14 protein-coding genes are annotated in these 16,382 nt (G+C 39.7%); 8 read left to right on the top strand and 6 right to left on the bottom strand.

What is annotated here, in order from left to right; genetic code table 11:
* Positions 1-2 precede the first annotated feature (2 nt).
* Together ileS and B4Z90_RS16570 are read right to left on the bottom strand one after the other, a co-directional pair.
* The gene (gene ileS, locus B4Z90_RS16575) at positions 3-3,416 is read right to left on the bottom strand and encodes an isoleucine--tRNA ligase (protein ID WP_204990946.1); all 3,414 of its coding nucleotides are present in this window, start codon (positions 3,414-3,416) and stop codon (positions 3-5) included.
* Positions 3,417-3,630: 214 nt separating this feature from the next.
* Positions 3,631-3,981, bottom strand: coding sequence for a HesB/IscA family protein (locus B4Z90_RS16570; RefSeq protein WP_046674047.1), 351 nt, complete (start codon positions 3,979-3,981; stop codon positions 3,631-3,633).
* Between the two features lie 285 nt (positions 3,982-4,266).
* Here B4Z90_RS16570 and glyA point away from each other — a divergent pair, with 285 nt between their 5' ends.
* From glyA to purE, 8 genes are all read left to right on the top strand, one after another.
* Complete coding sequence (gene glyA, locus B4Z90_RS16565) at positions 4,267-5,538, top strand: serine hydroxymethyltransferase (RefSeq protein WP_046674046.1); 1,272 nt, start codon at positions 4,267-4,269, stop codon at positions 5,536-5,538.
* A gap of 542 nt (positions 5,539-6,080) precedes the next feature.
* Positions 6,081-6,677, top strand: a complete 597-nt coding sequence (locus tag B4Z90_RS16560; protein WP_046674045.1) for an RNA polymerase sigma factor — start codon at positions 6,081-6,083, stop codon at positions 6,675-6,677.
* A 461-nt stretch (positions 6,678-7,138) separates the two neighbouring features.
* On the top strand, positions 7,139-7,834 hold the full coding sequence (locus tag B4Z90_RS16555) for a zinc metallopeptidase (RefSeq protein ID WP_070562330.1): 696 nt from the start codon (positions 7,139-7,141) through the stop codon (positions 7,832-7,834).
* Between the two features lie 133 nt (positions 7,835-7,967).
* Entirely contained in the window at positions 7,968-9,308 is a 1,341-nt protein-coding gene (gene ffh, locus B4Z90_RS16550) for a signal recognition particle protein (RefSeq protein ID WP_286802800.1), read from the top strand.
* A 334-nt stretch (positions 9,309-9,642) separates the two neighbouring features.
* Positions 9,643-10,233 (top strand): NADH-quinone oxidoreductase subunit A, encoded by a 591-nt coding sequence (locus B4Z90_RS16545; RefSeq protein ID WP_286802798.1) that lies wholly within the window; start codon positions 9,643-9,645, stop codon positions 10,231-10,233.
* 2 nt (positions 10,234-10,235) lie between these two features.
* Positions 10,236-10,739 carry an NADH-quinone oxidoreductase subunit B gene (locus B4Z90_RS16540; protein WP_046674041.1) on the top strand — a complete coding sequence of 168 codons (504 nt, stop codon included), beginning with the start codon at positions 10,236-10,238 and terminating at the stop codon, positions 10,737-10,739.
* 31 nt (positions 10,740-10,770) lie between these two features.
* Complete coding sequence (locus B4Z90_RS16535; RefSeq protein WP_286752351.1) at positions 10,771-11,913, top strand: 5-(carboxyamino)imidazole ribonucleotide synthase; 1,143 nt, start codon at positions 10,771-10,773, stop codon at positions 11,911-11,913.
* Positions 11,914-11,921: 8 nt separating this feature from the next.
* Positions 11,922-12,431 (top strand): 5-(carboxyamino)imidazole ribonucleotide mutase, encoded by a 510-nt coding sequence (gene purE / locus B4Z90_RS16530; RefSeq protein ID WP_046674039.1) that lies wholly within the window; start codon positions 11,922-11,924, stop codon positions 12,429-12,431.
* 37 nt (positions 12,432-12,468) lie between these two features.
* On the opposite strand, the gene B4Z90_RS16525 is transcribed toward purE, so the two are convergent.
* From B4Z90_RS16525 to bshA, 4 genes are all read right to left on the bottom strand, one after another.
* Positions 12,469-13,452: a sugar phosphate isomerase/epimerase family protein gene (locus B4Z90_RS16525; RefSeq protein WP_239468802.1), complete on the bottom strand. Its 984-nt coding sequence runs from the start codon at positions 13,450-13,452 to the stop codon at positions 12,469-12,471.
* A gap of 230 nt (positions 13,453-13,682) precedes the next feature.
* On the bottom strand, positions 13,683-14,246 hold the full coding sequence (frr, locus tag B4Z90_RS16520; protein ID WP_070566206.1) for a ribosome recycling factor: 564 nt from the start codon (positions 14,244-14,246) through the stop codon (positions 13,683-13,685).
* Positions 14,247-14,274: 28 nt separating this feature from the next.
* Positions 14,275-14,979 carry a UMP kinase gene (pyrH, locus tag B4Z90_RS16515; protein ID WP_046672284.1) on the bottom strand — a complete coding sequence of 235 codons (705 nt, stop codon included), beginning with the start codon at positions 14,977-14,979 and terminating at the stop codon, positions 14,275-14,277.
* A gap of 73 nt (positions 14,980-15,052) precedes the next feature.
* The gene (gene bshA, locus B4Z90_RS16510; RefSeq protein WP_046672291.1) at positions 15,053-16,195 is read right to left on the bottom strand and encodes an N-acetyl-alpha-D-glucosaminyl L-malate synthase BshA; all 1,143 of its coding nucleotides are present in this window, start codon (positions 16,193-16,195) and stop codon (positions 15,053-15,055) included.
* Between the last annotated feature and the right edge of the window lie 187 nt (positions 16,196-16,382).

Here is a 16,382-nt window from a genome sequence, read left to right as displayed (position 1 = left end):
ATTTAATTTTTTTGGATTAATGCCTTAAGTTCTTTGCCATCGATCTCGATGGTCTCTCCTTCAGTTAGTGAATCTTCAAATACCAATGAATCGGCCAGAATTTCGGTGCAAATATACGATAAATTTTCGTTGGCAGCATTGACCACTTCTGAAGCAGCTGTTAACTTTACGTTAATTCTATCAGTTACTTCTAATCCTTTATCCTTCCTTAGATTTTGTAGGCGGTTGATCAATTCTCTTGACAAACCTTCTTTTTTCAATTCTTCGGTGATATGTACATCTAATGCTACGGTCAATTTACCTAGGTTCGCTACCTGCCATCCCTCGACGTCTTCTGCTATAATTTCTACATCGCTCAATAGAATCGTATATGGCGTGCCTGCTAGGGCCAATTCGCCTGTTGATTCCAATGAACTTATTTGATCTATAGTCAACGATTGGATAGACGAAGAAACTAACTTCATATCCTTACCAACTTTCGCGCCAAGAGCTTTAAAATTTGGTTTTATTTTTTTCTTAATGATACCAGTGGTGTCCGTAATAAACTCGATATCTTTGATATTCGTCTCCGAAAGTATCAGATCTTTTACTTTTTCTACCTTTTCCTGGAAGGCACTATCAAGTACCGGAACCAAAATTTTGTTTAATGGTTGACGTACGTTGATGGAGGTTTTCTTACGCAAGGAAAGTGTCAAAGACGAGATGTCCTGCGCTAACGCCATACGTTCTTCCAGATCTTTGTCGACTAGACTTTCATTGTAAACCGGGAAATTCGCCAAGTGAACAGATTCAACTTGTTCCTTATTCGTTGCTGCATTCAAATCCAGGAATAACCTGTCCGAGAAGAAAGGTGATATTGGCGACATCAATTTCGCAATCGTATCAAGACATGTATAAAGTGTCTGATAGGCCGAAATTTTGTCTTCTGTATAATCTCCTTTCCAGAAGCGACGACGGCAAAGACGGACATACCAGTTGCTGAGATGTTCATCAACAAAGTTTTGAATAGCACGCGCTGCTTTTGTAGGCTCGTAATCCGCCAAGTATTCGTCTACTTCCTTGGTCAACGAATTTAACAAGGAGATAATCCAACGATCAATTTCAGGACGTTTCTCCAACGCAATATCGGATTCTGCATAGGAGAACTTATCGATATTGGCATACAATGCAAAAAAAGCATAGGTATTATATAAAGTACCAAAGAATTTACGACGGACTTCATCCAACCCTTCCATATTGAATTTAAGGTTGTCCCATGGAGCGGCATTGCTGATCATGTACCAGCGTGTTGCATCGGCACTGTATTGATCGATCGTCGAGAATGGATCCACACCGTTGCCCAGGCGTTTGGACATCTTATTTCCATTTTTATCCAATACCAGGCCATTGGAAACGACGTTTTTGAAGGAAACCGATTTGTACATCATCGTAGAAATCGCATGTAAGGTGAAAAACCAGCCCCGTGTTTGATCAACCCCTTCAGCAATAAAGTCTGCCGGGTATGCATGATCGAATCCAGCTTTAAAAGGAAATTGTTCCCCTTTGGCTAATTTTTCGTGATCCAGTCCCCATTGTGCATAGGGCATGGCACCCGAATCAAACCAAACGTCGATCAAGTCAGGTTCGCGGAATAACTTTTGTCCGGCATCAGAAACCAAGACGATATCGTCTACATAGGGACGGTGAAGGTCCAATTGTTCGGTATCGAATTTATCCAAGTAAGCTTTATTTTTCGCTTTTTCATCCTCAGACAGAATGTCGGAGGTCAAAGAAGCTTCCAATAAAGACTTTAATTCAGGTAAGGAACCGATACAAACCTCTTCATTTTCGTCTTCTGAGCGCCAGATAGGAAGTGGAGTTCCCCAATAACGTGAACGCGAAAGGTTCCAGTCTACCAGGTTTTCCAACCAGTTTCCAAAGCGTCCAGTACCGGTTGCTTCAGGTTTCCAGTTGATGGTTTTATTTAAGGCAACCAAATCTTCTTTCACTGCTGTGGTGCGGATAAACCAGCTGTCTAGCGGATAGTAAAGAACAGGTTTGTCTGTACGCCAACAATGTGGATAGGTGTGCTCATATTTTTTGACATCAAAAGCTTTGTTGTCCTCTTTTAGTTTGATAGAGATCAACACGTCTGTGGGTTTGAAATCTTCTTTTGAACGTTCCTCTGCACTGTAATATTCCTCTTTGACAAATCTTCCGGCAAAATCGGTGATTTCACTTACAAAACGTCCCGTACGGTCCACAGTAGGAACCTCTTTTCCGTTTTCATCTTTTACCAAGATGCCCGGTACGCCATGTTCTTTTGCGACACGAAAGTCATCCGCACCATACGTAGGGGCTGCATGGACGATACCCGTACCATCCTCGGTCGTAACAAAGTCGCCTGGAATAACGCGGAAAGCATTTTCTTGTAAATCCTCGCTGGTGATATAAGGCAACAATTGCTCATAACGCAAGCCAACAAGCTCTTCGCCCACAAATTCTGCTGCAAGCTCCCAAGGAATTACTTTGTCGCCCAATTTATAGTCTTGGAAGGATGCATTTTCGCCTTCTGCTTTAAAATGTTTGCTGATCAGATCTTTCGCTAATACGACGGATACAGGCGCACCGGTATATTTATTGAACGTTCGGATCTTCACATAATTTATTTTCTTGCCTACAACCAGAGCTGTGTTGGATGGTAAAGTCCATGGTGTGGTGGTCCAGGCAATGAATGCAACATCCTCCGCATCGTCGTCAACTAATTTTTCTATAGCTGGATGAAGCTGACTTTTGATCAGTCTAAATTCTGCAACGATGGTGGTATCTTTCACATCTTTATAGGTGCCGGGCTGGTTAAGTTCATGTGAACTCAATCCCGTACCTGCTGCCGGAGAGTAAGGCTGTATCGTATAACCCTTGTACAAAAGACCTTTTTTGTAAAGTTCTTTCAATAAATACCATAAGGTTTCGATGTATTCATTCTTGTAAGTAATATAAGGATGTTCAAGGTCAACCCAATACCCCATTTTGGTGGTTAGGTCATTCCATACATCGGTATATTTCATTACCTCCTTGCGACAAGCGTCATTATATTGTTCTACGGTAATCTTTTTGCCGATATCCTCTTTTGTGATTCCAAGAGCTTTTTCGACAGCAAGTTCAATGGGCAGGCCATGGGTATCCCAGCCGCCTTTTCTTTTCACTTGGTAACCTTTCAAAGTCTTGTAACGACAGAAAATATCCTTAATCGTACGTGCCATCACGTGGTGAATCCCGGGCATGCCATTTGCAGAAGGCGGACCTTCAAAAAATGTATAGGTCTTGCTTTCAGGACGATTATTGATACTTTTTTCGAATATTTTTTCCTGTTCCCAACGGGTCAAAATCTCTTTACCTATCTCGGGTAAATTTAACTGCTTATATTCTTTGTACATCAGACTGTTGTATGCTTCTTTTATAAAGGTCGCTAATTTAGTGATTTATGATGGAAAATGAAAGAGGGCTTTGTTGTGCTAATCTCATTAAATCGAGGTCGAACTTTTTGAAATCTCTCCTCGATCAACCAACAAAAAATGAGTGTGGTGTCTACTACGACAAAGGGACTACCTATGGCAGTCCCTTTCTTATTTCATTCGTACTGAAATTCAGTTATGCTGAAAAACTGCTTCCACATCCGCAGGTACTTGTTGCATTAGGGTTATTAAATGTGAAGCCCCTTGCATCGAGTCCTGATTTGAAGTCGATTTCCATTCCGGCAAGATATAGGCCATGTGCTTTGTTCATAAAGATGCGGATTCCTTGAATTTCGTATTCGTTATCGCCGTCCTTTTTCTGGTCAAAGCCCAAGATATAACTCATACCGGAGCAACCGCCGCCTTCAACACCGACACGTAAACCAAAATCATCAGAGATTTCTTGTTGATCCTTTAATTTATTTAGTTCCTTGATTGCCCCCTCTGTTAAAGAAACAGGAGCAACTGCTGTATGTTCTGTACTCATTTTAATAGTGTTTTAGCCAATCCAATACAAAAATACATTTTTTTAACGGCAAATTGCTTGACCTGGATTTTTTGACATTTTCGAAACATTCAATTCTTTGTCCGCTTATTTTGTCCGATAGTACCATAAAATGATCCCGACCTAATTAGGTAATTCGCATTAATAAGGCTGTTTTTCTAAGAACATTTAATAAAATATGGCTTTTTGTCGATATTCTTTATGGAATATGCTATCTTTGAGGCATTAAAATAAACTACAAAATTTACTTTACAACATTTAAAAACAATGGAAAGAGATCAAGCCATTTTTAATTTAATAGCTGATGAGCTTAAACGCCAAGAAGAAGGTATTGAATTAATTGCTTCAGAGAACTTTGTTTCAAAACAAGTGATGGAAGCTGCTGGTTCAGTGTTGACAAATAAATATGCAGAAGGCCTCCCAGGAAAACGTTACTATGGAGGTTGTGAAGTTGTGGATGAGATCGAAACCATCGCAATTGACCGTGCAAAACAATTATTTGGCGCAGAATGGGTAAATGTTCAGCCTCACTCTGGTGCTCAAGCAAATGCGGCTGTTTTTTTGGCGACAATCAAACCTGGCGACAAAATTTTAGGTCTTGATTTATCTCACGGTGGTCACTTGACACACGGTTCGCCAGCGAACTTATCGGGTAAGATCTATCAACCATTATTTTATGGTGTAAAAGAAGACACTGGTTTAATTGACTATGAGCAATTGGAAGAAACAGCGCTTCGTGAAAAACCAAAGATGATTATCTGTGGTGCTTCTGCTTATTCTCGTGATTGGGATTACGCACGCATCCGTAAAGTTGCAGACGAAATTGGTGCTATTGTGATGGCAGATATTTCTCACCCTGCAGGTTTAATCGCGCGTGGTTTATTGAATGATCCACTTCCACATTGCCATATTGTTACAACAACGACGCACAAAACGCTTCGTGGCCCTCGTGGTGGTATGATCATGGTCGGTAAAGATTTTGAAAATCCATGGGGTATCAAAACACCTAAAGGTGAAATCCGTACAATCACACAATTATTGGATTTAGCTGTATTCCCAGGTACACAAGGTGGTCCTTTAGAACATACAATCGCTGCTAAAGCAATCGCTTATGGTGAGGCTTTATCCGATGAGTATATGGAATATATCGTTCAGGTAAAGAAAAATGCAGCTGCATTGGCGCAATTCTTTGTAGAAAGAGATTATAAGATCATCTCTGGTGGTACAGACAATCACTTGATGTTGGTGGATCTACGCAATAAAGATATTTCTGGTAAAGAAGCCGAAGCTGTATTGGGTAAAGCGGGTATCACAACAAATAAAAATATGGTTCCTTTCGATACACGTTCTCCTTTTGTGACTTCAGGTGTACGTTTTGGTACTGCTGCAATCACTACACGTGGTATTAAAGAGAATGAAATTATTCAAATCGGTGAATTGATCGATGAGGCATTGAAAAATGCATCTAATGATGCGCAACTGGATTTGATCCATGGTAAAGTAAAAGCAATGATGGCTGAGTTCCCATTGTATAAATAAGACTTTTTCCATAGGAATAGAAAAAGCGGAATTACCGATGCGGTGGTTCCGCTTTTTTTATCCCGTCTTTTTTTCTACTGCTATTTTAGAAAGAATAGTTCCGTTACAGTCTCGTATCAACTTAACTTTTTAGACGAACTTAACAACAATCTTATACGGACTTTAAACGGATTTTATAGGTATTCATCCGAATGAGGTCCCTATAAGATCCCTATTAGCTCCCTATAAAGTCCGTATGAAGTAATAACTTTAAAACTTGTTATTTTGGAGCTGTTCGAGGTTGTTATTCCATCTTGTCTGAAGGGGCGTACTGTGGTCGAAGAACCTTTATTTTGGAATTATGAGGTAGATAACTTATTTTTAAATGTTAAAAAATCTTAAAATAAATTGTAATAATTTGATTACTCATTTATTTTACGGTAATTTGGTTTTAGATTAATTGATTGTTTTACAATAAGAAAGGATAGTTTATACGGCAAACATTTACATTTTAACACAGAACTGATAATTTATTTGCGAACTGCTAAAAAAGTAAGTGACGTATGAGACTTTTAAAAAGTAAAAGCGATCAAGAGTTGATCCAAATGTATGTCGGCGGCCAAGAGTCCGGTCTAGAGGCATTGTTGAATCGATATAAATCGAAAATATATACTTCCATATATATGAAAGTAAAAGATGAATATCTTGCTGAAGATATTTTCCAGGAGACTTTCATAAAAATCATCAACACCTTAAAATCCGGTAAATATAATGAAGAAGGTAAATTTTTACCTTGGGCTATACGTATAGCGCACAATATGATTGTTGACTTTTTTAGAAAAGCAAAACGTGCTCCGAATATTGTGAATGCCGACGGGTTTGATATTTTTGAGGTGCTCGAATTTAGTGATGAAAGCGCAGAGTCAAAAATGCTCAAACAGCAGGTTGATGTCGACCTTAAAAAAATGATTCAAAAGCTTCCGGACGATCAAAAAGAAGTGCTTATTATGCGTCACTTTTGTGATATGAGTTTTAAAGATATTGCGGAGATAACCGAAGTAAGTATCAATACTGCTTTAGGGAGGATGCGCTACGCATTGAGCAATTTACGTAAAATGATTGAAGGTACTGATCTTACCCTGCAAATGGGCTATTTATAATAAAGGGGGCATTTTTTAATGCCCCTTTTTATTTGCATTCCTAATTGAAGCCATAGGAAGTCTCGACGCTTTTGTAGTTTCTCGTCTTTTGTCTTAGTTTCTCATCTTTGTCTTAATAGTATAGCAAGGCTACAATCCGTTGAGCATCGTGTTTTCAAAAGCCATTTGCTTCAATAATAAGCTCCCTGATCGAACTTGAAATAAAACGCATCTCCAATACTCACCGATGAGACTACATCTTGGATTCTTGTTAAATAGCGCAGGTGTTTCACTGTACGAAGCTGAAAATGGAGTTATCTGCCCAAATGATCTGGCAATTATGTCATGTGGAGATCAGAAGAACCTGTTCTTTTTGTCAGGTCAAAGACTTTTTTTATCTTAGAAATTCATGCATATGCCTTTTTTCGACGATTGGAATAAGGTTTGATAGTCATATAATAAAATAAAACGATTGAATAGCTATGTACTTGATTTTATTTATTGGAATAATGGTGGTAAGCCTGATTGTCCAAACAAGATTCAAAAACAAATTTAAGAAATACGCCGAAATGCCTTTGAGCAATGGGATGTCTGGAGCTGAGATTGCGCAAAAAATGTTAAATGATAACGGTATATATGATGTAAAGGTAGTGTCTATTCCAGATCGCTTGGGAGATCACTATAATCCGTCAGATAAAACCGTAAATTTAAGTCCTGAAGTTTACAGTGGCCGCAGTGTTGCAGCTGCAGCAGTAGCGGCGCACGAATGTGGTCATGCTGTACAGCACGCCAAAGCCTATAAATGGTTGGGATTCCGTTCGGCAATGGTTCCGATGGTAAATGTGGCCTCTAAAATGACATCATGGGTATTGATGCTGGGTGTTATGCTATTTGCTTTTTCCAAAGGGGGTAACCCCTGGCTTTTAGCTGTTGGAGTGGGGGCTTTGGCTATTACGACCCTGTTTTCTTTTATCACCTTGCCCGTAGAGTTTGATGCGTCGAACCGCGCACTGGAATGGTTAAACCATGCTGGTGTAACCTATAATGGCGAAGAACATGACGGTGCGAAAGATGCTTTGAAATGGGCAGCGATGACTTATGTCGTAGCGGCGTTAAGTGCGTTGGTAACACTTTTGTATTATGCGTCTATTTTATTCGGTGGCCGTAGAAGTGATTAAATACGGATATTGTAACTTTATCCTACAAAAATGCGATTATTTTTCATAGTCGCATTTTTTATGGGGTGTTAATGAGGTTACTATAGACAATTTTTTTAACTTTGCTGTTTATATAGAATAAGATTCAGATTTTATGTTTTCAAATCTTCAAGATAAGTTAGATAGGGCCTTTAAAGTATTAAAAGGACAGGGTAGTATTACCGAGATCAACGTTGCAGAAACGATGAAAGAAATTCGCAAAGCGTTGTTGGATGCCGATGTGAATTATAAAACTGCCAAAACTTTTACCGACGATGTTAAACAAAAAGCTTTAGGCGAAAATGTACTGACAAGTATTTCCCCAGGCCAATTGTTGACGAAGATCATGAACGATGAGTTGACAGCTTTGATGGGCGGATCTGTTACGGAGCTTGAGACTGGAAAAAATCCAACAGTCATTCTAATTGCGGGTTTGAATGGTGCTGGTAAAACAACTTTCTCCGGTAAGTTGGCCTTGTACCTTAAAGATAAAAAGAATAAAAAACCATTGTTGGTGGCTGGTGACGTTTACCGCCCTGCAGCGATCGATCAATTGGAAGTGCTTGCCGAACAAGTGGGCGTACCAGTGTATGTGAATCGTGAATCTAACGATCCTATTGCGATTGCCAAAGCCGGTGTGGAAGAAGCAAAACGCAATGGAAATAATGTCGTAATCATCGATACAGCCGGTCGTTTGGCCATCGATGAGCCTTTAATGGTGGAGATTACAGCAGTTAAAGAGGCGACAAAGCCAGACGAAATCCTATTTGTTGTGGATTCAATGACTGGTCAAGATGCCGTGAATACAGCTAAGACGTTCAACGACCGTCTGGACTTTACAGGTGTAGTATTGACTAAGTTGGATGGTGATACACGCGGTGGTGCAGCTTTATCGATTAAATCTGTCGTTAATAAGCCTATCAAGTTTATTGGTATAGGTGAAAAGATGGATGCATTGGATGTATTCCACCCTGATCGTATGGCCTCTCGTATTTTGGGTATGGGTGACGTGGTATCCTTAGTGGAACGTGCACAGCAACAGTTTGACGAGAAGCAAGCCGCAGAGCTCCAAAAGAAAATCCGTAAGAATAAATTCGATTTCAACGATTTTAAATCCCAGATTCAACAAATCAAGAAAATGGGTAATATGAAAGACCTCATGGGAATGATCCCTGGCGTTGGGAAAGCAATGAAAGATATTGAAGTCGATGACAATGCTTTCAAACCCATTGAAGCGATTATCGATTCCATGACACCTTTTGAACGCGAAAACCCAGATGTCATTGATCAAAAACGTCGTTTACGTATTGCCAAGGGATCAGGTACTGATATTAATGAAGTGAATAAGTTATTGAAACAATTTGGTGATATGCGTAAAGTCATGAAGCAGATGTCTAATCCGGCGATGGCGGCTAAATTGATGCGTAATATGCCCAAAATGCCAGGAAAAATGTAATTTTTGGAGAATAGTTACATCATAAGAAGGGCATCGTTTTATACGATGCCCTCTTTTTTTTCTGAAAATGTCTGATCTTATTGGCCAGAAAGAACCTTCAGTCCGCTTTCATTGCTGTTGGTGTCTGCAAAGTCATGAAAGTTTTGAACATGGCATTGCTCTTTCGATTAATTTTCGGTTGCTGCTAAGTGCTGCACCAGATGAATTGGGGACTGCTTGCAGACCGGATACGGGGCATTAGTGCCTTAAAATTCGAACTGTTTTTAAAGAAATAATTCGTAATTTCAAGTTCCTCACCCGAGTAAACGAAATATTTGTTAAATTTGTAATTATTATGGATGACCCCGCGCAATTATCGGAATACGGCAAAATCCTTATCATTCTGCTGATAGGGGCGCTGTTAGTCTGTGCGACCATTTTTCTAGCACGTTTAATCTCTCCGAAAAAGAATAATCCCATCAAATCTGGTACTTACGAATGTGGAGAGGATCCCATTGGTTCTTCTTGGGTTCAGTTTAATCCACGATTCTATGTTATTGCCCTTGTATTTTTACTTTTTGATGTAGAGCTTATTTTTATTTTTCCATGGGCCACTGTATTTGGACAGTCCGAATATATTGCGGCAGATGGAAGATGGGGGTGGTTTACCATGATTGAAATGGCTATGTTCATTGGCATTTTAATTTTAGGATTGGTTTTTGTCTGGAAAAAGGGCGATTTGGAATGGGTTAAACCGAATGTGTCCTTACCTAAAGTTCCTGTGGCTATCCCGGATAGTGCCTATGCAGGCCTGAATAGCAGGACGTATCAGGTGCGTGATTATGCACGGATTGTAGAAGATGCTGTCGCGCACAAAACGACGACAGATGAACACGTGTCGACGCCGAAACCAGCCTTTAAACCTCGATTTAAAAAAACTGAGTAAGCATGAGTTTAGATAGTCAATTGCAGAATAATGGTGTTATTGTTGCCAAATTAGATGATTTGCTGAATTGGGCAAGGTTGTCTTCAATGTGGCCCATGAGCTTTGGTATTGCTTGCTGTGCCATTGAAATGATGGGGGCAATGGCTTCAACGTATGATTTAGACCGGATGGGCGTATTCCCAAGGCCTTCTCCACGGCAATCCGACGTGATCATTATTGCTGGAACGGTTACTTTTAAGATGGCCGATCGTATCAAGAAACTATATGAACAGATGCCCGATCCTAAATATGTTATCTCGATGGGCTCTTGCTCCAACTGTGGCGGTCCATATTGGCAGCATGGTTATCATGTGGTCAAAGGGGTAGATCGAGTGATCCCTGTGGATGTTTATGTCCAGGGCTGTCCGCCACGTCCCGAGGCATTAATTGGTGCTTTTATTGAGTTGCAAAAAAAGATAGACAAAGAAAGCTTGTTGGGTGAGCAATTGTTCAGCGGAAAAGCTTAAAAGATAAATTTTATAAGATTTTAAATCAATTATGGCAAAAGATTTTTATGGTGAATTGCAATTGGGTATTCTTGGCGGTGGTCAACTGGGAAGAATGCTCATCCAGGAAGCCATTAATTACAATGTAAATGTTCATGTATTGGACCCGGATAAGAATGCTCCTTGTCGCAAGTTGTGCAATAAATTTGAATGTGGTTCATTGGGCGATTTTGAAACGGTCTATAATTTCGGTAAGGATTTGGACATGATCACGATCGAGATTGAGAAGGTGAATGTAGATGCTTTAGAGAAACTGGAAGGCGAGGGCGTTATCGTGTACCCACAATCACGTATCATTCGTCTGATTCAAGATAAAGGTCTGCAAAAGCAATTTTTTAAACAAAATGATATCCCCACTTCGGCATTTCAATTGATATCCAATAAAGATAATTTAGTGAATGCCTCGTTAAACTTACCCTATATCCAGAAATTGCGTAAGGATGGATACGATGGGAAAGGGGTAAAGAAGATTGTTAACCAACAAGATATACAAGATGCTTTCGAAGAACCCAGCTTAATTGAAGAATGGGTAGATTTTGAAAAAGAAATTGCGGTCATTGTTGCCCGGAATGATAAAGGTGAGGTGTCTACATTTCCAATGGTAGAGATGGAATTTAATCCTCAGGCTAACTTGGTGGAATTTTTGATTGCGCCGTCTTTGTATGGTGTAGAGATCCAACAACGCGCAGAGGCTATAGCAAAAAAGATTGCCGATGATCTGCAGATCGTGGGTATATTGGCTGTAGAGATGTTCCTAACGAAAAATGGTGATATTCTGGTCAATGAATTGGCTCCGCGTCCGCATAATAGTGGTCACCAGACCATAGAAGGTAATTATGTGTCGCAATTTGCACAGCATTTAAGAGCTATCTTCAATCTACCGTTAGGTGATACCAGATGCAGAACGAACGCCGTTATGATTAACCTGTTAGGTGAACCTGGCTATGAAGGATTGGCCAAATACGAGGGTGTAGAAGAGGTGCTGGCAATGGAAGGCGTATATATCCATTTATATGGAAAGAAATATACGAAGCCATTCCGTAAGATGGGCCATGTTTGTATTATCAATGATGACCGGGAGAAAGCGATCTCCAATGCAAGAAAAGTACAAGAAATATTAAAAGTTAAAGCTTAAACAATACTATGTCAGTCAATAATAAGGCCCAGGTAGGCATTATCATGGGAAGCAAATCAGATCTTCCTGTTATGCAGGATGCGATAGATGTGCTCAAAACCCTTGGGGTGGAATTTGAGGTAACGATCGTATCAGCACATCGTACACCACAACGTATGTTTGATTATGCCAAAAATGCAGCATTTCGTGGTTTGAAAGTTATTATTGCTGGAGCGGGTGGTGCGGCGCATTTGCCTGGAATGGTCGCTTCAATTACACATTTACCTGTAATAGGCGTGCCTGTAAAATCATCAAATTCCATTGATGGATGGGACTCGGTACTTTCTATCCTTCAGATGCCCAATGGTATTCCTGTAGCAACTGTCGCTTTAAATGCGGCGAAGAATGCAGGTATATTGGCAGCTCAGATTCTGGGTACACATGATGAAACAATCAGCAAGAATATCATCGAATTTAAAGAAGAGTTGGCGAGAAAAGTAATCGAGACCGCAGTAGAGGTCGAAGATACCGAATTCTAAGCTGACAATCTTACAAAATAAAAAAAGGNNCCTTTTTTTATTTTGTAAGATTTGCCTGAACATAATCGTAACTTTTTTTGAGACTTTCGATCTTATTTGGCATATAGATATTGTCTTGCTCGACAAATGCATATTTAAGTCCGGCTTTATTCTTTTCTTTGACGATTTCAAGGAAGTTGATGCTTCCGGTCCCCACTTCGGTATACTTGATGTCATTGAAGATTTGCTCAATCGGCAATTTTCCATCTTTGGGCCATTCAATGGGATTGGATTTTGTTTTATCCATATCTTTGACATGCCATAGTTTAAAACGGTTGGGGAATTTTTCAAACAAGGCTATCGGGTTTTTACCCGCTTTCTCTGCCCAGAAAAGGTCTAATTCAAAATCGACCAAATCAGGTTCAGTGAATGCTAACATCACCTCTTCACCGGTCGTATTATTGCCCAGATCCCTAAATTCCCAGAAATGGTTGTGGTAGGCAACTTTTAGACCCAATTTTTTAGCCTGTTCACCAGCTTTATTCAATTGCTCGGCAGCATAGAGATAATCATCTTTTTTCAATGCATTCAGATCAAACATCGGTGTTACAGGAGCAATTACATATTCTTGGCCAAGTTCTTTTGCTGCATCAAAATAAGCCGCAAGATCTTCTTTGTCGGTATGCGCTTTACTGAGGTATTTGGACATATCGTAATGGCCTGAATGTGTTTTTAGACCGTTATCATCCAATATTTTCTTCAACTCTTTGTAAGGCAATTTCCAGAACTGCTTGGCTGTGGCGTCTATCCCATAGAGCTCAACATGTTTATACCCAATTTTGGCAATTTGTTCCAAAGATCCTTTCGGATCTTTATCCATTAAATCGCGAATGGAATACAGCTGTACGCCTATATTCTGTAATGGATTGTCGCTGATTGCACCGGCTTTATTTTGACAAGATATAAAGTTGGGCACCAGATAAGCTGCCGAAAGACCTATTCCAGCTTGCTTTAAAAATTGACGACGAGAATTGTTCATCATATAATTGATTACTTGTTAGTGTACAATGTACAATTATTTGTTCAGAAATCAATGGTACAACAGGGAATATTTTTGAAGTGTATGCTGAATCTTAACCCATAAAATTTTTGGAAGGTCAATGTCTTGTAGGTTGGGAAGAGTTCCTTTTAGGGGAGGAGTGCGGAGTTCTTCACACCAATAAAAAAGGTCTGAATATTTTTCAGACCTTTTTTCTATTCAAGTAGGAAAACTTAAACAGTCATGATATCTTTTTCTTTCAGTTCAGCCAATTTATCAACTTTTACAATGAATGCATCTGTTAATTTTTGAACTTCACCTTCAGCAGTTTTGATTTCATCTTCAGAAGCGCCGTCATTTTTTAATTTTTTGATGGATTCGTTGACATCTTTACGGATATTACGTACACCAATACGGCCTCTTTCAGTTTCTTCTTTTACTTTCTTAACCAAATCACGTCTTCTTTCTTCTGTTAAAGGAGGAATATTCAGACGAATAACGATACCGTCATTCTGTGGGTTGATTCCTAGGTTAGCGTCAGTGATAGCTTTTTCAATTGCGTTGATGAGCGATTTTTCCCAAGGTTGGATAACAATAGTCCGTGCATCAGTTGTATTGATGTTGGCCACTTGTGAAAGTGGAGTGGCGCTACCATAATAGTCTACTGAAATTCCATCTAACATCGATGGAGAAGCTTTACCCGCACGAATTTTAGTTAATTCGGATTCGGTGTGAGCAACTGCTTTGGACATCTTGTCTTTACAATCGTCCAATTCAATTGAAATTAGTTCGTTCATATAAGATTACGTTTTTTACAGATTTAAATTATTTGACCACAGTTCCGACATGTTCACCATTAGCAAGTTTCAATAAGTTGCCTGGTTTGTTCATATCAAATACGATGATCGGTAATTTGTTTTCTTGACAAAGGGTAAAGGCTGTCATATCCATAACATTTAATCCTTTCTCATAAACCTCTGTGAATGATATTTCTTCAAATTTTGTTGCAGTAGGATCTTTTTCAGGATCTGCGGTGTAAATACCATCCACACGGGTTCCTTTCAATACGGCATCCGCATTGATTTCGATTGCACGCAAAGATGCAGCGGTATCCGTTGTGAAATAAGGGTTTCCTGTACCAGCTCCGAAAATAACAATACGGCCTTTTTCCAAATGGCGTACAGCTCTTCTGCGAATAAATGGTTCGCAGATTTGCTCCATTTTGATCGCAGTAAGCAAACGTGTCTTTTTCCCAACTTTCTCAAGCGCATCTTGAAGTGCCATGCTGTTGATGACTGTGGCAAGCATGCCCATATAGTCTGCTTGAACACGGTCCATGCCTGATTTTTCGGCGCTTAGACCACGATATATATTACCGCCACCGATAACAATTGCAATTTCTAAACCTTGATCGTGAAGTTCTTTGATATCATTAGCGTATTGTGATACACGGTTAATATCGATACCGTAGCTTTGGTCACCCATTAAGGATTCACCGCTAAGTTTTAATAAGATACGTTTGTATTTCATAATTGTTTTTTTGGAAATTTTCCAAAGGTCAAAGATAAAATATTTTTTTTATCCCTTAAGCCTAAAATAATATTTATTGTGCTTTTATTGTTTGATTAATGACTTCTCCGTAATACTGTTCATATAAAGGCATAATATTGGACAATTGGAATTTTTTCGCATGATTTAATGCCGCTTCCTTAAATTTTTCTAAGCGCTCTCCATCTTCCAAGATATAAATCGCATTCTTTGCCATATCTTCAACATCACCAACAGCACTGAGAAATCCAGTGACGCCGTTTTCATTCAGCTCAGGTAACCCTCCAGTATTGGAAGAGATAACTGGAACTTGACAAGCCATGGCTTCTAAGGCCGCAAGACCGAAACTTTCCGAACTTGAAGGCATCAGAAATAGATCTGATACAGACAGTATTTCTTCCACTGCATCCTGTTTCCCCAAGAAACGGACGTCCTTGCATACATCAAGTTCTCTGGATAGCTCTTCTGCATTTCGACGCTCAGGGCCGTCACCTACCATCAATAATTTGGAAGGGATAACATCATGTACTTTCTTAAAAATACGGATGACATCTTCTGTATTTTTGACTTTTCTAAAGTTAGACGTATGGACCAATATACGCTCATTGCCGGGGGCAATGGCTTTTTTGAAATGTGACCGATCTTTATTGCTAAATCTGTCGAGGTCAATAAAGTTGGGAATCACTTTGATATCGCGCGTAATATCAAAATATTGAAGCGTCTGATCTTTCAGATTCTGTGATACAGCGGTTACGCCATCGGACTGATTGATGGAGAATGTTACGACCGGACTAAAACTCTTGTCTTTGCCAACCAATGTAATATCCGTCCCGTGTAAAGTCGTCACGACAGGAATATTAATGCCGTAGGTAGTGAGTAAGATCTGTTTGGCCATAAATGCCGCTGATGCATGTGGAATGGCATAGTGGACGTGGATCAAATCCAACTTTTCGAAGCGAACAACATCAACCAGTTTGCTGGCTAACGCAGATTCATAGGGTAGAAAATCAAAAAGAGGATACTGCGAAACAGCTACCTCATGATAGTATAGGTTTTCAGAAAAGAAATCCAGACGTGCAGGTTGTCGATAGGTTATAAAATGAATCTCATGTCCATTTGCGGCCAAGGCCTTTCCTAGTTCGGTTGCAACTACACCACTTCCACCAAAGGTGGGATAACAAACAATTCCTATTTTCATCTGCGTAATTATGTCTGAGCGCATATTTTAACGGCATCCCCGTTATAAACGCTGTTTATTTTTTGTTAAAAGGTTCCCGGGAACCTCGTGTTAGTACTTTGATTGTCGTTGTTCAAGACTCGCAATGTCCATTACATACAAACGCTATTCATTCATGTGGCACCGACGAAGTTCTTTAGCTTGACAA

This window comes from Sphingobacterium sp. UBA5639, from assembly GCF_002421245.1.
Lineage (GTDB): Bacteria > Bacteroidota > Bacteroidia > Sphingobacteriales > Sphingobacteriaceae > Sphingobacterium > Sphingobacterium multivorum.
The sequence above is the reverse complement of the archived record's forward strand: the minus strand, read 5'-3'. Positions and strand labels throughout refer to the sequence as shown.